We start from the raw sequence: 18,268 nt of genomic DNA, 5'->3' as shown, positions 1-18,268 counted from the left end.
GGCCCGGCGCGCCGCTCGCGTGCCGGGCCCCGGCGTGTCGGGAATTGCTCCCGCACTCCGGTGGGTGACTTGCGAATGATTCTCGGATCGGTACGGTCGGGGGCACCTGGACGTCGACGGGCAGGAGGTGTCGCGGTGCGGCCGCGGTCGACCGTTCTAGCCGCGCTGGTCACGGCACTCGGGATCGGCCTCGCCGGCTGCGGGCAGCAGCCGCCGGTGTCGCAGACCCACAGCGGTGGGCAGGCAGACCCCTCCAGCCAGGCCGACCCGGCCGCGAGATGGGCGGACGGCTACTGCTCGGCGGTCACCCACCTCGTGCGCACCCTCGCGAACCTGCCGGCGATCGACCCCAGCTCACCCGAACAGGCCTCCCGCACCTCGAGCCGGCTCCTGTCGTCCGTCGTCGACGGCATCGACCAGACCGTCGAGGGCCTCAACCGCGTCGGCCCCCCGCCACTCCCCGGCGACGACCAGGCCCGCACCGACCTGCTCAAGCAGTTCTCGTCCGTCCGCTCGCGCGCCGACACCGCCCGCGAACGCCTCGACACCGCCACCGACGCCGCCACCACCAAAACCGCCCTCGGCGACGCCCGCGCCACCCTCGACGACGTCTCCGCCCTCGACGTCCTCCACGCCCTCAACGCGACGCCGGAACTCTCGGCCGCGGGGAAGCGGGCGCCGGACTGCCAGCAACTGGTGGTGCCGCCGGCGCCACGGTGACGACGTGGCTGTTGGGTTGGGTGGCTGAGGTGGCCGGGGTTGGCTGGCGCGCAGATCGAGGCGGGGTGTGGTGACGCCGGTCGCCGCCATCGGTGGGCCGCTCGCGCCCCTGCCGGTGAGCAGCGACGCAAGGCAGCGGCCCTGTTCCGCGGTGCTTCGCGAGACGTGACCGCCCGCGGTCGGGCTTTTGAGCCAGCCGGCGGTCGGTTGCTGTGCGGGCGGCGGTGCGCTGGTCGGACGCCAGCCGCTGTCGCTCGTGAAGGCACGTCGAGCAGTTCGCGACCGCTGCCGATGAGCAACGCCCCCCCCGGCGGCAACCCTGACCCGCGGTGCTTCGCGAGACGTGGCCGACCGCGGTCGGGCTTTTGAGCCAGCCAGCGGTCGGCTGCTGCGCGAGTGGCGGTGGGCTGGTCGAACGCCGGCCGCTGGCCGTCGCTGGGACTGGTCGAGCAGCTCGTGCCTGCGTCCACTGAGCGACAGCGGCGCCCGGCGGCGACGGTGCTTCGCAAGACGTGAACGCCCGCGAACAGCCGGCTGAGCTAGTCGACGGTCGGCCGCTGCGCGAGTGGTTGTGAGCTGGTCGAACGTCGGTCGCTGCCATTCATGGGACGCGTCGGCAGTTCGCGCCTGCGTTCGATGAGGTGCATTGACGCCGGTTCCGAGCCTGGTGTGCGTGGCGTGGCCGACGATCGTCGGGAGTTGAGGTAGCCGGCGGCTGGCCGCTGCGCGGGTGGCCGTGAGTTCGTTGAAGGTCGGCTGCTGCGCGACTGGCGGTGAGCTGGTCGCTGCCGGTGAGCTGCGGCGGCGTGTGGTGCAAATCTTGCGCCGAGGCATCAGGCGTGACCGGCCGCCGTCACCGCGGACCGTGCGAGCGCGCCCGCGCTGACTAGCTCTCCAGGTCGAGTTCGGTCGTCAGCCGGATCAGGTAGGTGGCGAAGCGTTGGCGGTCGGTGGGCGACCAGGTGGCGGTGAGGTCGTTGAAGGTTCGGCGTTGCCATTGGTGCGAGGCGTTGAGCAGGTCGCGGCCGCTGTCCGTGAGTTCCAGTGATGCCCGGCGGCGGTCGTGGCCCGAGGTGCCGCGGGTGAGGTAGCCGGCGGCGGTTGCGTCGCGGACCATGCGGCTGGCGCCGGAGTGGTCGAGGCCGAGGTGGTGCGCCACGGTCGCGACGGTCACCTCGTCGGTGTGCTCGCTGCCCGTGTCGACGGCTTCGACCGCGAGGATGTGCTGCACGTGGCGCATCTCGCCCGTGAGTTCGGTCGATGTGCGCACGGTCCAGCGCCGGGACCAGTGCCTGACCAGGCGGAACAAAGCGGGGCCGGCTTCGGTGAGGGGTGGCGTCACGGCAGCCACCCTACCTTGACTGTGTGCGATTCGCATGCATAACGTGTGCGATATGCACATACTTTTCCGTGGCCGCGACGTCGCGTTCGCCGCGCTCGTGCTGGGGATGCTGATGGCTTCGCTCGACACGAGCGTGGTGGTGGCGGTGTTGCCGTCGATCGGCGCGGACCTGGGTGATCCGGGCTCGGTGGGTGGGGTGACGGCGGCGTACCTGCTGGCGGTCGCGGTCGCCACGCCGGTGCACGGGAGTCTCGGTGATCGGTGGGGGCGGCGGCGGATGTTCGTCGGCTCGGTGACGACGTTCGCCGTCGGGTCGGTGGGGTGTGCGCTGGCGCCGGACCTGGCCGTGTTGATCGGGTTTCGCGCGGTGCAGGGGCTGGGTGGGGGCGGGCTGATCGTGGCCGCCGTCGCGGCCATGGCGGAGCTGTTCGATCGCGACGAGCTGGTGCGGCGGCAAGGCTGGCTGACGGCGGTGTTCGCGGTGTCGTCGATCGGTGGGGCGCCGTTGGGTGGCCTGTTGGCGGCCGTCGCGGGATGGTGGTCGATCTTCCTGATCAACCTGCCGATCTGTGTTGTGTCCCTATTCCTCGGGGCTCGCTCGGTGCCCGGGACGCGACGCGCGGGCCGAATCCGGTTCGATTGGGCGGGCGCGGTTCTGGTCGCGGTCGCCGGTGGGTGTGTCGTCATGCTCGGCAGCGGCGGCAGCGGTGAGGCGCCCGTCCTGGTGGCCGTCGCGCTGGTCGCGACCGTGGCCTTCGTGCAGGTCGAACGGCGTGCCACCGCGCCGCTCGTTCCACCCCGGCTGTTCGCCGACGCCGGCCTCGCACGGACTGTCGCCGTCACGTTCCTGACGGGTGTGGCGTTGTTCGGCAGCTTCACCTATGTCCCGCTCGCCCTCGGCGACGCGCGCCCGGTGGCCACGGGCCTGCTGCTCCTGCCGATGAGCGTCGGACAGGTGCTGGCGACGACGGGCTTCGCGGTACTCGCGCGCAGGTGGCCGAAGGTCACGGCGTGGGGCCGGTTCGGCCTGGTCCTCGGCGTGGCCGGACTCCTTGCCACGGCGGCACTCCCGCTGCTGGACCCGGCGAGAGTCGTCGGAGTCGTAGGGCTCGCATGCAGTGGCGCCGCGCTGGGCCTGTCCATGCAGGCCTGCACCCTGCTCGCGCAGTCCTGGGCACCGAAGGACATCCTCGGCGCCGGCATGGCCACGCTCACCTTCGCGCGCCAGATCAGCAGTTGCCTCGGCATCGCCGTCTTCGGCCTGCTCACGCTGCCCGCGGTGTTCCTCGTCGCCGCCGCCGCGATGGTGGTGGCCGTGGTCATCGCGCCGCGCGGCGCCGACGAACGCGTGCCGGCATGATCGCCCGATCGGCGAAAATCCGCCGCGCAACCCTCGCGTCCGATCGAACTTGTGTTCTATCATGATCCGCGTGGATCGCACGATCTCGCTGTTCTCCGCAGACGCGAGCGGCCCGGGGCTTTCGGACCTGGCCGGCCTGCTGTGCTGCCAAGGGCAGATCACCGGCTTCGGGCGCACGGCGGCGCGGCTGTCCGTGGACGTCGACGAGCAGTGGCGCGCCCGGGTGCTGGCGCGCGAGTGCCGGCGGCGCGGGGCCGATGCGCAGGTGGCGGTGCGGGAGTGCGGGCGGCCACAGGTGCGCACGTCGTTCCGGGTCGACCTGCTGCCGCTGTCGGTGCAGTGGCTGCGGCGGGGATGCTCGGGTCCGTCCGAAGACGATTCGGGCAAAGCGCTGCCCGAAGGCTTCCGGCTGAGTGGCGCGATGCTGCGCATGTGGGCGCTGGCCGCGGGGCGGCAGGGGCCGTCGGGCTACCTGCTGGGCATGGACCCGCTGGCGCCCCACCTGCACGACGATCTGCTGGCCGCGCTGGCGCCGCTGGGCGTCCACGCGCGGTTGCTGGGGCCCAAGGCCGAGGAGCCTGCCGCGCGGTTGACCGGGCGGCGCAAGCTCGACGGGCTGCTGGAGCTCATCGGCGAAGCGCCCGCGGGCGCGGAGGCCGCGTGGCCCGAGCTGCCGGAGCTCCGCGAGGAAACCCGGCCCGAACGCACCGAAGGGGACTCACGCCGCAGCGGAGGCGGCGAGAGTCCCCTTCAGTATTTGCTGGGCGACGTCCTGGAGGCCGTCGGCTAAGGCTTCGGCAGCGTGCACCCGGCCCGGTTGAGGTCGATTTCGCTCGCCGCCGTCAGGCACGCGGGAATACCGAACGTCTCCTCGCCGTACTTGATACCGGGATGCACGGTCACGTTCCCGGATCCGTCGACCTCACACGGGTTGTCGAGCGTGCAGCGCTGGCCGTCGTCGTTCGACGTGTTGTTCACGCCGATGACCTTGCCGGTCGCGGTCTCGACGATCGGGGAGCCGGACGTGCCGCCGATGGTCTTGCACTCGGGTGTGTAGCGGATCGAGTCCTTCCAGACCCAGCCGTTCTCGTGCAGCTCGTGCACGAACCCGTCGATCGAGCAGGAGTAGATGGTCTTCCAGTAGCCCGAGACCACGTCGATGTGCGTGCCCGCGGCCGGGTGCGCCGCCACCAGCTCGAGCGGGGAGACCCGGTACTTCTGCTTGATCGCCGCGTACGTCGTGTCGAGCTGGTAGAGCGACACGTCCGTGTCGGTCATGGTCGCGTACACGACCTTTTTGGCCCTCAGCGTCCCGAGTGAACTTTTGCCGTCCGACGACAGAAGGCTGAAGGTCCGAGTGGACCGCCGGCCGACGATGACCTCGCCGGGGTCGGGGAAACCCGACTCCAGGCAGTGACCGTTGGAAAGTACGAGCGCGGGTGCCGTGTCCGGCGTTCCGGCCGGTTTGACGACCGAGCCGGAGCAGTTGGACAGCGCCACCGTGCCGGAGAACGTGGTGGTCGCGGCGCTCGCCTCGGGGGCGGTGACCAGGGCAAACGCGGCCACGGCCGCGAGCACGCCACCGAGCAGGCGTCGGGTCATGGTGGTTCCTTTCGGCTCGACGAGGTAGTAAGTGAAGCGGTGCCAACGTCGGGTCCACCACCGTCGAACGGAGGGTATCGGCGTGATCGCGAGATACCCTGCACGGCACGTGTCCGGAATCACGTGCTAGGTGTGGAGAGGAAACATCGCCGAGGTCACAGGCGATCCGACGGGCAGGGGCCGGGCGGCGTGTCAGGCCACCTAGCCGCTGCGCGGCCGGTGCGGGCGTGCACACTGGCAGGTCGAAGACGCGGGCGCAGCACCCCTCGTCGAGGGGTAAAAGGAGTGCCGCCGCCATCGAGGGCGATGGCGCGGGGATGAGTGGAGAGCAGGGCAGCGTGGCAGGAGCACGGACCAAGAAGGACGGCACCGGGACGAACGGCGCCGGGACTCGGCGGCTGGTGATCGTCGAGTCGCCTACGAAGGCCCGAAAGATCGCCCCCTACCTTGGCGGCAACTACGTCGTCGAGTCCTCCGTCGGGCACATCCGCGACCTTCCGCGCGGCGCGGCCGACGTGCCGGCCCAGTACAAGGGCGAGTCGTGGGCGCGCCTCGGCGTGGACATCGACAACGACTTCAAGCCGCTCTACATCGTCACGCCGGACAAGAAGTCCAAGGTCACCGAGCTCAAGGGCCTCCTGAAGGACGTCGACGAGCTCTACCTCGCCACGGACCCCGACCGCGAGGGCGAAGCCATCGCGTGGCACCTGCTCGAGACGCTCAAGCCCAAGGTGCCCGTGCGCCGCATGGTGTTCCACGAGGTCACCGAGCAGGCGATCCGCGCGGCCGCGGATGCCACCCGGGAATTGGACGTCGACCTCGTCGACGCGCAGGAGACCCGCCGCATCCTCGACCGCCTCTACGGCTACGAGGTCTCGCCGGTGCTGTGGAAGAAGGTCATGCCGAAGCTCTCGGCGGGCCGCGTGCAGTCCGTCGCGACGCGGATCGTGGTCGAGCGTGAGCGGGAGCGCATGCGCTTCACCTCGGCTTCGTACTGGGACATCTCCGCGACGATGGACGCCGGCGAGGACGCTTCGCCGCAGACGTTCCCGGCGCGCCTGGTCGGCGTCGACGGCGCCCGCCTGGCCACCGGCCGCGACTTCGACTCCGACGGTCAGCTCAAGGGCACGGCCAAGGAGATCCGCGTGCTCGGCGAGGCCGAGGCGCAGGCGCTGACGCAGGCCCTGGCCAACCGCGACTTCACCGTGTCCAGCGTCGAGGAGAAGCCGTACACGCGGAAGCCGTACGCGCCCTTCATGACCTCGACGCTGCAGCAGGAAGCGGGCCGCAAGCTGCGCTTCACGTCCGAGCGCACGATGCGGATCGCGCAGAAGCTGTACGAAAACGGTTACATCACCTACATGCGTACCGACTCGACCACGCTGTCGGAGTCGGCGATCTCGGCCGCCCGCAGCCAGGCGACGCAGCTGTACGGCAAGGAGTACGTGTCGCCTTCGCCGCGGCAGTACACCCGCAAGGTGAAGAACGCGCAGGAAGCCCACGAGGCGATCCGCCCGTCCGGCGAGGTGTTCCGCACGCCGGGCCAGGTCGCGGGCGAGCTGGACTCCGACGAGTTCCGCATGTACGAGATGATCTGGCAGCGCACGATCGCGTCGCAGATGGCCGACGCGAAGGGCACCACGATGTCGGTGCGCATCGTCGGCACGGCGACCTCGGGCGAGGAGTGCACCTTCGCCGCTTCGGGCCGCACGATCACCTTCGCCGGCTTCCTGAAGGCCTACGTCGAGGCCGTCGACACCGAGGCCGGCGGCGAGGCGGACGACAAGCAGAGCCGCCTGCCGGTGCTGGTGAAGGACCAGGGGCTGACCGCGTCCGACCTGTCGGCCGACGGCCACACCACCTCGCCGCCCGCGCGCTACTCCGAGCCCAGCCTCGTGAGCAAGCTGGAAGAGCTGGGCATCGGCCGCCCGTCGACGTACGCGTCGATCATCAAGACCATCCAGGACCGCGGCTACGTGTGGAAGAAGGGCTCCGCCCTGGTGCCCTCGTGGGTCGCGTTCGCCGTGATCGGCTTGATGGAGCGGCACTTCGAGCGCCTGGTGGACTACAACTTCACCGCCGGTCTCGAGGACGAGCTCGACCGCATCGCCAACGGCGACGAGCAGCGCGTGGAGTGGCTCCAGAAGTTCTACTTCGGCGGCGACTTCGGCGTGGAGGGCTCGGTCGGGCGGCTCGGCGGGCTGAAGAAGCTGGTCGACGGCAGCGTCGAGGGCATCGACGCGCGCGAGATCAACTCGATCCCGCTGTTCAACGACGCCGACGGGCACAAGGTCGTCGTGCGCGTGGGTCGCTACGGGCCGTACCTGGAGCGCGAGGTCGACGGCCAGTCGCAGCGCGCCAACCTGCCCGAGGACCTCCCGCCGGACGAGCTGACGTCGGAGATCGCGGAGAAGCTGTTCGCGACGCCGCAGGAAGGCCGTCAGCTGGGCGTCGACCCGGTGAGCGGGCACGAGATCGTGGCGAAGGAAGGCCGCTTCGGCCCGTACGTCACCGAGGTGCTGCCCGAGCCGGAGCCGCTGCCCGAGGGCGCGACGGCCGCGCAGAAGAAGGCCGCCAAGGCGAAGCAGCCGAAGCCGCGTACGGGCTCGTTGTTCAAGTCGATGTCCATCGAGACGATGACGCTCGAAGACGCGCTGAAGCTGCTTTCGCTGCCGCGCGTGGTGGGCAAGGACCCGGAGTCGGGTGACGAGATCACCGCGCAGAACGGGCGCTACGGGCCGTACCTGAAGAAGGGCACGGACTCGCGCTCGATCCAGACCGAGGACCAGCTGTTCTCGATCACGCTGGAAGAGGCGCTGAAGATCTACTCGGAGCCGAAGCAGCGGGGCCGCTCGGCCACGGCGAAGCCGCCGCTGAAGGAGCTCGGCGACGACCCCGTGTCGGGCAAGCCGATGGTGGTCAAGGACGGTCGCTTCGGCCCGTACGTCACTGACGGCGAGTACAACGCGACGCTGCGGAAGTCCGACAGCATCGAGGAGCTGACGGCCGAGCGCGGCGCGGAGCTGCTGGCGGAGAAGCGGGCGAAGGGCCCGGCCCCGAAGCGCCGCACCACGACGACGCGCAAGGCGCCGGCGAAGTCCACGGCGGCGAAGTCGGCTTCGGCCACGAAGTCGGCCGCCGCGGCGAAGACGACGACGGCCAAGAAGGCGCCCGCGAAGAAGGCGAGCACCGCGAAGGCCAAGTAGCAGGCGGAGTTTCCGTCGGGGCCACCCGAGACTTTCGGGTGGCCCCTTCTTCGCGTCTGGGGGACGTTTCGATGCAGGAGACGCGGCGTGCGCGGGCGGCCGTTTCGGTGGTGTTCGCGGTGTGCGGGGCGGCGTTCGCCACGTGGGCCGCGCGGATCCCGGCGGCGCAGGCCCACGCGGGGCTGAGCGCGGGGCAGCTGGCGATCGGCTTGTTCGGCCTGGCGGCCGGGTCCGTGGTGGCGCTGGTGGCGGCCGGGCCGTTGCTCACGAAGATCGGCAGCCGACGGGGTGTCGTGGTCGGGGCCACGGTGCTGTGCGCGGGCCTGCCGCTGGCCGCGCTGGCGTCGGACCTGGTCGCTTTCGTGGGTGCGCTCGTGGTGCTCGGCGTGGGCAACAGCCTGCTCGACGTGTCGATGAACGCCCACGCCGCGCGCGTCGAGGAGGCGTACGGGCGGCCGATCTTCGCGGGGTTCCACGCGTTCTGGAACGTCGGCGGGCTGCTGGGCTCCGGCGTCGGCGCGCTGCTGGAGCGCGTGCCGATCGGGGTGCACTTCACCGTGACCGGCGTGGTGCTGCTGGTGGTCGCGCTGGCCGCGTCGACGCGTTTCCTGCCGGGCGCCGACCGCGGCCAGGGCGACGCGGCGTTCGCGCTGCCGGGCAAGGCGCTGATCCCGCTCGGGGTGATCGCGTTCTGCGGCTTCGTGGCCGAGGGGACGGTGAACGACTGGAGCGCGGTTTACCTGCGCGACGTCACGGTCGCGTCGGCTGCTCTGGCGTCGCTGGGGTACTTCGCGTTCTCGATCACGATGATCGCGGTCCGGGTGGTGGCCGACCGGCTGGTGGCGAGGTTCGGGGTGGTGCTCTTCATGCGGGTGGCGACCTTGGTGACGGTGGCCGGGTTCGTGCTGGTGGTCGCCGTGCCGGTGCCGGGGTTCGCGGTGGCCGGGTTCGCCGTGGTGGGACTCGGGGTGTCCGGCATGGTGCCGCTGGCGTGGAGCGCGGCCGGTCGCAAGCAGCCTTCCGCGCCGGGGCGCGCGATCGCGGCCGTGGCGGCGTGCGGCTACTTCGGCTTTCTCGTCGGGCCGGTCCTCATCGGCGCCCTGGCCGGCGGCATCGGGCTGCACTGGACTTTGGGCGTGGTCGGGGCGCTGGTGGTGTCGGTGTACTTCCTGGCTCCGACCATGCGGGCGGCCCCGGTTCCGGCCCGCTGACCGACCGTTCGGCGCAAGGTGGCGGCGAGTCGAACAAAAGTTCGAAAAATTGTCGGTACCAGGGTGTTCAATGGAGGGGTGAGTTCAGCGACCGCAGTCTTCGACGTCATCGACGAAGTCATCGCGCCGCTCCGGGCCGAGGTTCCGGAGCGGCCGTCGGTGATGGAGTTCTACGACCCGCAGTTCACGGTGCCACCCGTGCTGGAGGGGGTGGGTGGTTCCGGTTCCGGCGGTTCGGGGCCGCCTGGGAGCCGGGGTTCTCGTGGCCCGGGGTCCCGTGGTGGTACGGATTCCCGAGGCGATGGGGAGGCCGGTGGAGATTCCGGTTCCGGTGCGGCCGGAGGCACGGGCTTTTTCGGAGGCTCGGAGTCTCGGGGAGGGTCGGGGTCGTCCGGCGGTGCGGATGGCTGGGGCCTTGGCTCGGAGGGCTCGGGGCAGCCTGGTGCCGGGGACGCTCGGGGCGGTTCGGGGCCTGCGGAAGGCCGGGATCCTCGGGACGGGTCGGGTCGCTCGGGTGAGTCCGGCGCGCGGGGTGGCTCGGGAGCTGCCGGGGCCGACGGTGCTTCTGGGTCTTCTGGGGCCTCGGGTACTTCTGGGTCTTCGGGCGCGGAGGAGCTGAGCCTGGCCGACCAGGTGCGGCAGTCGTTCGGGCCCACGCTGGTGCCTTCGTTGATCGAGGAGATCGAGCAGTACACGCGGTTCGTGGCGGGCATGGCCGAGCTCGGCCTGGTGCCCGAGGGTCAGGTGACGGCGGAGGCCGTCGGGCTCTACCGCGTGCTGCGGGGCGGCTTCATCCGCGGCGTGGTGACCGGTGTTTTCCCGGCGCGCCCGGAGCCGTGGGAGGTGCGCTTCTTCGGCGACGAGGACTACACCACCGTGATGAGCAAGCTGGGCCGCCGCGCGCGGCTGCGGTCCGGCCTGCTCAGCGCCCTGCCGGGCTGGGTGTTCGACGGGCTGCCGGACCGTCCGCCGGGGCCGGGGCCGGCCATCCGCATCGAGACCGACCGCAGCGGCCTCGTCCCGCGCGCCGCGTGGGGCTCGCTCGACGTCATCCGCGCCGCCGTCGCCCGCCCGCGCCTCGGCACGGTGCTCGTCGACCTGGCCGTGCGCGACGCCGTCCTCGCCGAGTACCCGCACGGCGCCTTCGGCCTCGTCGACAACGACCAGGGCCGCTACCAGTTCCGCGCCGCCGCCCGCCCTGACGGCGGCTGGCTCATGACCTGGGAACCCGCCACCCGCACCACGGCGGAAGCCTGGATCGTCGAGGCGGTGCGCAACCATGCCTGACCCGCACAACACCCGGCCTGGGCCTTCGGGCACCGGGAACGGAGGTGAAGGCGACCGGCATTGAGGGTGCCTGGCCGACTCGCTGGAGCCACGCGCGCGCCGCACCGGCGCCTGGCTTGCTCGGCCGCCGGCTCGTGCCGTCCCGACCGAGCACGGCGGACCGTCGCGGCATCCACCTGAGCCGGCACTGCGATCTGTGGCGACGCGTGCCCCACCGGGCGGGTGAGCCTGGCCTGATCGCCGGCCGAACGGGAGGTGTGGACCGTCGTCGCGGCTGAGGCGGTTCGGCGGCGAAGCTCGACCCGTCGCCGACCTGCGATCGCGGACGGCGGCGAGGCAGGTGCTCTCCGAGCGTTCGATTCAGACCTGGTCGCCGACCGAGCAGGAGGTGGCGACTGTCGTCGCGTTTGCCGTGGTTCGACGGGCGCTGAGTTCGACCCGTCGCAGACCTGGGATCGCGGACGGCGGCGAGGCAGGTGCTCTCCGGGCGGTTGATTCACGCCTGATCGCCGGTCGGGTGAGAGGTGTCGACTGTCGTCACGGTTGAAGTGGTTCGGCGGCGGCCGAGCTCGATCCGTCGCAGACCCGGGATCGCGGATTGTGGCGAAGCGGATGCTCGCGGGCGGATGAGCCTGGCCTGTTTGCTGGTCGGGTGGGAGGCGTCGACTGCCGTTGCGCCTGAATGGTTCGGCGATGGCTGAGTTCGACCCGTTGCTGCCCCGGGACCGCGGATTGTGGAGAGCCAGGTGCTCTCCGGGCGGTTGACACGCCTGATCGCCGGTCGGATGGGAGGTGTCGACTGTGGTCGCGGCTGAGGTGGTTCGGCGGCGGCGAAGCTCGGCCCGTCGCCGAGCCGGGATCGCGGACTGTGGCGAGGCAGATGTTCGCCATGCGGTCGAGCCGGGCCTGATCGCCGGCCGGGTGGGGGGCCGACTGGCGTCCCGCCCGGCCGGCGATCAGGCCCCAGCGCGCCGGCCACGATCGATTACGAAGAGTGCCCGATCTCGTGACCGGTATCACCCCTGCACGTCGCTTTCGGCGGTCGACCGGGGTGGCCGTGGCCTGCAAACTGCTGCGGGACCGTCCGGTCGGCGGCGTGGCCGCGAGCGTTTCTGCGGCCATTGGGCGGATGCGGGAGCCGGTAGTGTCGCCGACACTGGAAGGCGAGGACATTCCGTAGTGAGGTGGTCACCATGAGCACGAGCGGTGGGGCTCCCTTCTTCAATGCCCCCCAAGGCACGCAAAGCGCCCCCAACGCCAACGCCCGCAGCGCCCCGCAGCCGGAGCGCGACGGGACGCTGGACGGCAGCGTCGGCGGGGAGCGGTTTGCCGATCCGCTCGCCGGGCTGGTCACGGCGGCCGAGGCGGCGCCCGCGGCGTCGGCGGACGAGTCGCGGCCGTTGCCGACCGCGCGGCCTGTGCAGCACGACCCCGAGGCCGTGAAGCGGATGGTGGAAGCCGCGCTGCGGGAAGAGGCCGCGCGCACGCCGCAGCCGAGCCAGTCGGCCGAGGAGAAGCCCGACGGCGTGCCGCTCGGGTTGCTGCCGCGGCAGCGGACGTGGCCCACGCGCGCCCCGCAGCTGCTCAAGCGGGTGCCGCGGCCCCGGCCGAAGGCGAAAGCCGAGGTCGCCGACGACGACATCGAGGCCGAACTAGCCGAACGGCAGGCCAAAAAGCGCGGTCTGCCGAACATCGGGATGCCGAACCTGGGCCGTCCGTCGACGAGCGCGGCGGGCGTGATCCTCGCGGTCGTGCTGCTCATCGTGTTCGTCGTGATCGCGCTGTACATGGTGTCGAGCCTGGTCAGCAGTGTGACGGGCCTATTCAGCTGACGTCACTCCACCACCGCCACACCCGGGCCGGTGCCGTGTCCGGATCGGCGATCGGGCTACCCTGACGACACGGTCGGGGGATCCGAAACGGGGTTTCCCGACGCCGCCGTGACGAGTGGGGTGGGCGTATCAGCGAAGGCGTGCGGTCGGTACCCGGCGCCGGATCGGGTGCCTCGGCGAGCGCCGAGGCATCCACGATCCACCGCGTCCGTCGGGTGCTGGCGATCAGACCATTCCGTCGGCTGTGGGGCGTCACGTACCTGTGCAGTGTCGCCGACTGGCTGAACCTGCTGGCACTGACGGCGTTGAGCACGAAGCTGCTCAACAACTACACCGCGCAGAACTTCGCGTTCGTCGGCGTGGTGCTCACGAACCTGCTGCCCGGCCTGCTGTTCGCGCCGATCGGCGGCATCCTCGCCGACCGCTTCGACCGCCGCAAGGTGATGGTCGTCTGCGACTTCCTGCGCTGCGGTTTCCTGCTGTCGATCGCGATCGTCGGCGCGCCCTGGTGGCTGTTCGTCGCGAACTTCCTGGTCGGCTGCTGCTCGATCATGTGGATCCCGTCGAAGGACGCGGCGGTGCCCAACCTGCTGCGCCGCCCGGACCAGGTCGAGACGGCCAACCAGCTCGGCATGGTGATGACCTACGGCCTCGCCGTGATCACCGCCGCCGGCGCCAACGCGCTCATCCTCGGCGCCAACACCACGTTCCACCTGTTCCAAGGCGCGACGGCCGATCTCTACATCGCGAAGATCGTCGTCGTCATCAACGGTCTGCTGTACCTGACCAGCGGCATCCTCATCGCCACGCGCATCCCCGAGCTCTCGCTGCGCGACGTCCACAAGCTGCCCGACCAGAAGGTCAAGAAGGCCGACGAAGAGAAGTTCGGCTTCGGCGACATGGTGCGCGACGGCCTGCGCTTCGTGAAGAGCACGCCTTTGGTGCGCGGCCTGCTGATCGGCGCGTTCGGCGCGTTCGCCGCGGGCGGGGCGGTGGTGGCCTCGGCCAAGCCGTACTCGTCGTCGCTGCTCGCGGGTGACGCGGCGTTCAACCTGCTGGTGCTCGCCGTGTTCCTCGGCCTCGCCTCCGGGATGGCCCTCGCGCCCAAACTCGCGCGGCGGCTGCCGCACGACCGGCTGTTCGGCATCTCGATCGTCGTGGCCGGGCTGTCGCTGGTGATCATCGCGCTGTCGCCGCACCTGGCGATCTCGGTGATCGCCGTGGCGCTCACCGGCTTCTGCGCCGGCATCGCGTTCCTCACCGGCGTCACGATCATCGGCTCGCGCGTGGAAGACGCGATCCGCGGCCGCGTCAACGCGATCTACCAGTCGATGCTGAAGATCGTGCTGTTCGGCTCGACGATCGTCACGCCGGCGTTGATCGGCCTGGTCCGCCCGCACCAGATCAACGTGTGGGGCAGCCCCGTCACCATCGACGGCACGCGCCCGGTGATGATCGGCGGCGGCGTGCTCGCGATGCTGCTCGGTGTGATCGCCTACCGGCAGATGGACGACCGCCGCAGCGAGAAAATCCTCACCGACCTGCGCAACGCCTTGCGCCGCGCACCCCGGCGCGTCAACGGTTTCCTCATCGCGCTCGAAGGCACCACGGCCATCAACACAGCCAGCCAGGCCGCGCGCCTCTCGCGCTGGCTCGGCACCGGCACCCGGCCCGTGGTGCTGGCTGCCGACCCCGCGCTCGACGAGCGGCGGTTCCGTTCGCTGATCTCCGACGCGTCGCTCACCGGGGCGCGGGCCCAGGCCCTCGTCGCCGCAGCGGTGCGCGCGGAGCTGGTCGAACGCGAGATCCAGCCGGCGCTCGACGCCGGGTCCGTGGTGGTGATGGAGCGCTTTGTCGACTCGCCGCTCGCGCACCTGTGCACGGTCGCCGGCCTCGACGCGGGTGAGCTCGAGGGCCTGGCCGACTGGGCGACGGGCAAGCTGCGCCCCGACCTCACGGTGCTGCTCGACGCCGATCCGGGCCAGCGCGACCACAACTCGTCGGTGTCGGTGAACGACCAGTGGCGGGTCCAGACCCTGCTCGCGGAGATGGCCGCGGCCGACCCCGACCGGTACGTGGTCGTCGACGCCGACGGCACCGACGACGAGGTCGCCGCACGCGTTCGCACGGCCGTGCTGGCGGTGTTCGTCGGCCGCCTGTCCGGGCTCGCCCCTTCGGAGCCGGCCGAGCGTCCGGAGCTGGACCACAGCACCCACGCGGTGGCGACGGCCGACGTCGTCGAAGGCGCCGTCGCGGAGGCCGAGCTCGCGCCCGCGCAGGAAGTGTCCGAAGTGGACGCGAAGTGACCGGGCCGATCGGCGTCTGGGCCGAGCTCGTGGGGCAGGAGCCGGCGGTCGAAACGCTGTCGACGGCTTCGTCGGCGGCCGCGAAGATCGTGGCGGGCGAGCCGGTTCCGCCGGGCGCGATGACGCACGCGTGGCTGATCACGGGCCCGCCGGGGTCCGGCCGTTCGGTCGCGGCGCGCACGTTCGCGGCCGCGTTGCAATGCAGCACCGGCACCGGCTGCGGCGCGTGCCCCGGCTGCCGCACGACGATGGCCGGTACCCACGCCGACGTCCGGCTCGTGGTGCCCGAAGGCCTGTCGATCTCGGTCGCGGAGATGCGCGCGCTGGTGCAGGCGGCCGCGCGGCGCCCGACCACGGGTGAGTGGCAGGTCGTGATCATCGAGGACGCCGACCGGCTCACGGAAGGCGCGTCGAACGCGCTGCTCAAGGCCGTCGAGGAGCCACCGGAACGCACGGTGTTCCTGCTGTGCGCGCCGTCGGACCACCCGGACGACGTGTCGGTGACCATCCGCTCGCGGTGCCGTCTGGTGACGCTGCGGACGCCGCCGCCCGAGGCCATCGCGCAGGTGCTGGTGGCGCGCGACGGCGTCGATCCTTCACTCGCGCAGTGGGCCGCGTCGGTCTGCGGCGGCCACGTCGGCCGCGCGCGCCGGCTCGCCACGGACGACTCCGCGCGCCAGCGCCGCGCCACCGTGCTGCGGATCCCGACGGGCCTGCGCCGCCCCGCCGACGTCTTCACCAGCGCCGACCAGCTGATCAGCGCCGCGGAGGCCGACGCCGGCGAGGAAAGCAAGGCCCGCGACGAGAACGAACGCTCCGAACTCCGCACCGCCATGGGCGGCGACGGCATCGGCAAGGGCGTCGCCGGCGCCAAGCGCGCGGCCGAGGCCGCCGTGAAGCAGCTCGAAAAACGCCAGAAGTCCCGCGCGACCCGCACCCAGCGCGACACGCTCGACCTCGCGCTCGTCGACCTCGCCGGCTTCTACCGCGACGTCCTCGTCACCACCACTCACTCCGGCGCCACGCTCAACCACCCGGACCACGCCGACGACATCCGCGCCGCCGCCGCGGCCTGGACGCCGGAATCCACGCTGCGCCGCCTGGAAGCCGTCCTGGAGTGCCGCGAGGCGATCGAGCTGAACGTCAAGCCGCGCATCGCCGTGGAGGCCATGGTGACGACGCTTCGCCAGGGCTGACCGCACCGACGACAACGGCCCGGCCACCGAGAAGGTGACCGGGCCGTTTCGCGTGGCAATTCAGTCGCGCGGATGCGGTGAAGGCTTGCGCGGTGCGTCGTCGGAGTGGAGTTTCACCGGCGTGGCAACGCGGCGGCGGTTCGGGAACGCCGCGACCATCACGACGCCCATCAGCAGCATCGCCGTGCCCGCCCAGAAGAGCGGCACGGTGTCGTACGCGGTGCCCGTGTAGGCGAGGTTCTTCACCGGCCCCTTGGGCGCCGGGCCGCCGGCGGCGGGGGGAGTCACGCCGGTCGTGCCGCAGACGACGCCGCCGGTGGGGGCGTAGGCGCGCGCGACCTGTTCCCCCAGGGACAGCTGCGCCAGGGACGACGGGAGGTTGTCGCCGGCGCCGGCGGGGAGCAGGGTCTTCAGGTTCTTCGTCGGGAGCACCTGGAGGTCGAACAGCCGTGCCGACGCGCCGAGCTGGTAGCCCTTGTACGGCGTGGTCGCGGCGGAGCCCTTCTGGTCCAGACCGGCGATGGACAGGCGCAGGACGCCGAGGTCGAGGACGGTGCCCGCGGTGTCGCCGACCTGCTGGATGCCCTTCGTCAGCGTGGACACGAGGCCGCCGACCACCGGGATCGAGTTGAGCTGCCCGAACTTGTCGCTCAGCCCCGCGAGCGGCAGGCCGATCGGGATGTCCTCGGTCGGGTGCGCCGCGTCGAGCGTGTACAGCGTCTTGCCGCCGGCCTGGATGGTCAGCACGGGCGCGGTGTAGTCGACTTTCGAGGTCTTCTCGTCGCCGGTGGAGGTGACGGTGAGCGTCGGCTGGCTGGCGACCTTGATCGACAGCTCCAGCGGCGTGCCCTTGAGGATGTCGATGTCGGCGGCCTGCAGGGTCGACGACGACTGCACCGCCTTGTTCTTCGACCCCGGGATGTCCACGAGCTTCACCTGCGAACGCGACGACAGTGTGTTCGGCAGGCTCAGCAGCGAACCGGTGCCGTCGGCCGCGGTCTGGCCGCCGCCGGACAGCAGGCCGCCGAGGCTCTGCAGGCCCTTGGCCGGGTCGAAGCCCTGGGCGAGCTGCGTGCCCTGCGGCAGGTTCAGTCCACCGTTGCCGAGCAACGGGATCTGCGGCAGCGACGGGATCACGTTCAGCAGCGAAAGGCTCGCCACCGACGTGCTCGCGTCGGCGATCGTGTCCACGCACGGGCCCAGCGAGTCGCTCCAGCGGGCGTGCGCGGTGCCGTTCAGCACGCCGATGTTGAGCAGCGGGTTCGACGGTGCGTTGAGCCCGCCGGACAGCGGCTTGGGGTTGTCCGGCAGCGCGGTCTGCACCACGCTGCCCGGCGTCTGCGGCGCCTGGCCGCCGACGGCCACCCCGAACGGCGACGCCTGCGCGATCGACTTCTCGTACGCCAGGTACGCCTCGGAGTTCGCCGATGCGCTCGACAGGCCCATCCCGGCCTCCAGCGCCGACTGCTTCGGCAACGTCTGCCCGAAGCCGGGCAGGATCGTCGACGTCGGCACGGAGTTCGGCAGCAGGCGCAACACGCCCAGCGCCGTGCCCGCGTCGCCCACCGCGTGGCCGAGCGGCTGCGGCCCGATCGGCGCGGACGCCGGGGGCTGCGTGGGGTTCGCCGGCTGCGGAATCGGCGTCGTCGGGATCTCCTGCGCGCTCGCCGGCGCGGCGATGAGCAGCAGCAACGCCGCTGCCGCGGGCAGGGCCACCGCGCGGGGCAGTCTTCGCCGCATGTGCCGAGTCCTCCAGGTAGGCCGGGCGGGGAGTGAGACCGAGGTCATAGGACCCTAACGACGCGGCCCCCGCAAGGTGACGCCAACGGCCTCCGCTACACTTGTTCCCGTCGGACGGCGCCAGCCACCCGACATGCCGCCTTAGCTCAGTCGGCCAGAGCGATTCACTCGTAATGAATAGGTCGGGGGTTCGATTCCCCCAGGCGGCTCCCAGGTCAGGGCCCATCCGAGACTCCTCGGATGGGCCCTGATTCGTGTGGTGGGTGTCCACCTGAAGCCGGTTGGTTCAGTTCGAGAAGATCACCCGTTGAGGGGACATTTGTCCTCGGGCTCACGCGCTGCGTTCGGCGAGTAGCTCCAGCCCGCCGGGGCCGAGCCGCAGCGCGGAGGGGACCAGCTCCGTGGGCTCGTGGGGCGAAGCGAGCACCTGCTCCCGGACGGTGTCCGCCAACCCACTGCCCCCGCG

General features: G+C 71.4%; 12 protein-coding genes, 1 tRNA gene and 1 pseudogene. 11 read left to right on the top strand and 3 right to left on the bottom strand.

The genetic code is table 11. The features are described from left to right. Positions 1-135 precede the first annotated feature (135 nt). Positions 136-720, top strand: a complete 585-nt coding sequence (locus AB0878_RS45320) for a hypothetical protein (RefSeq protein ID WP_366588809.1) — start codon at positions 136-138, stop codon at positions 718-720. An 886-nt stretch (positions 721-1,606) separates the two neighbouring features. Here the strand turns inward: AB0878_RS45320 and AB0878_RS45315 are convergent. Beyond that, positions 1,607-2,062, bottom strand: coding sequence for a MarR family winged helix-turn-helix transcriptional regulator (locus tag AB0878_RS45315; RefSeq protein ID WP_366588807.1), 456 nt, complete (start codon positions 2,060-2,062; stop codon positions 1,607-1,609). A gap of 52 nt (positions 2,063-2,114) precedes the next feature. Between AB0878_RS45315 and AB0878_RS45310 the strand changes: the two genes are divergently transcribed. Both AB0878_RS45310 and AB0878_RS45305 read left to right on the top strand, forming a co-directional pair. Then, positions 2,115-3,422, top strand: a complete 1,308-nt coding sequence (locus tag AB0878_RS45310) for an MFS transporter (protein WP_366588804.1) — start codon at positions 2,115-2,117, stop codon at positions 3,420-3,422. Between the two features lie 70 nt (positions 3,423-3,492). Then, positions 3,493-4,212 (top strand): hypothetical protein, encoded by a 720-nt coding sequence (locus tag AB0878_RS45305; protein ID WP_366588801.1) that lies wholly within the window; start codon positions 3,493-3,495, stop codon positions 4,210-4,212. On the opposite strand, the gene AB0878_RS45300 is transcribed toward AB0878_RS45305, so the two are convergent. After that, on the bottom strand, positions 4,209-5,024 hold the full coding sequence (locus AB0878_RS45300) for a serine protease (RefSeq protein WP_366588799.1): 816 nt from the start codon (positions 5,022-5,024) through the stop codon (positions 4,209-4,211). The two genes, AB0878_RS45305 and AB0878_RS45300, sit on opposite strands and share 4 nt — an antisense overlap. A 317-nt stretch (positions 5,025-5,341) precedes the next feature. Here AB0878_RS45300 and topA point away from each other — a divergent pair, with 317 nt between their 5' ends. The 7 genes and pseudogenes from topA (at position 5,342) to AB0878_RS45265 (ending at position 16,062) form a co-directional block, all read left to right on the top strand. After that, complete coding sequence (gene topA, locus AB0878_RS45295; RefSeq protein ID WP_366588797.1) at positions 5,342-8,230, top strand: type I DNA topoisomerase; 2,889 nt, start codon at positions 5,342-5,344, stop codon at positions 8,228-8,230. A 71-nt stretch (positions 8,231-8,301) separates the two neighbouring features. Continuing rightward, positions 8,302-9,441, top strand: a complete 1,140-nt coding sequence (locus tag AB0878_RS45290; RefSeq protein ID WP_366588794.1) for an MFS transporter — start codon at positions 8,302-8,304, stop codon at positions 9,439-9,441. A gap of 78 nt (positions 9,442-9,519) precedes the next feature. After that, positions 9,520-9,645 (top strand): annotated as a pseudogene (locus AB0878_RS45285) (ESX secretion-associated protein EspG); the annotation flags it as partial. Between the two features lie 429 nt (positions 9,646-10,074). After that, positions 10,075-10,728 (top strand): ESX secretion-associated protein EspG, encoded by a 654-nt coding sequence (locus AB0878_RS45280; protein WP_366588841.1) that lies wholly within the window; start codon positions 10,075-10,077, stop codon positions 10,726-10,728. A 1,193-nt stretch (positions 10,729-11,921) separates the two neighbouring features. Beyond that, positions 11,922-12,560, top strand: a complete 639-nt coding sequence (locus AB0878_RS45275; protein WP_366588792.1) for a hypothetical protein — start codon at positions 11,922-11,924, stop codon at positions 12,558-12,560. 140 nt (positions 12,561-12,700) lie between these two features. Beyond that, entirely contained in the window at positions 12,701-14,866 is a 2,166-nt protein-coding gene (locus AB0878_RS45270) for a dTMP kinase (RefSeq protein ID WP_366588789.1), read from the top strand. After that, positions 14,863-16,062, top strand: a complete 1,200-nt coding sequence (locus tag AB0878_RS45265) for a DNA polymerase III subunit delta' (RefSeq protein ID WP_366588787.1) — start codon at positions 14,863-14,865, stop codon at positions 16,060-16,062. Before AB0878_RS45270 ends, AB0878_RS45265 begins: the two co-directional genes overlap by 4 nt. Before the next feature lie 60 nt (positions 16,063-16,122). Here AB0878_RS45265 and AB0878_RS45260 read toward each other — a convergent pair whose 3' ends face one another. After that, complete coding sequence (locus AB0878_RS45260) at positions 16,123-17,802, bottom strand: hypothetical protein (RefSeq protein ID WP_366588785.1); 1,680 nt, start codon at positions 17,800-17,802, stop codon at positions 16,123-16,125. Positions 17,803-17,937: 135 nt separating this feature from the next. On the opposite strand from AB0878_RS45260, the gene AB0878_RS45255 reads away from it, so the two are divergent. Continuing rightward, positions 17,938-18,011: transfer RNA gene (locus AB0878_RS45255), tRNA-Thr, on the top strand. The last annotated feature ends 257 nt before the right edge of the window (positions 18,012-18,268 follow it).

The organism is Amycolatopsis sp. NPDC047767 (assembly GCF_040704195.1).
Lineage (GTDB): Bacteria > Actinomycetota > Actinomycetes > Mycobacteriales > Pseudonocardiaceae > Amycolatopsis.
This window is presented reverse-complemented; position numbering and strand designations above follow the sequence as displayed.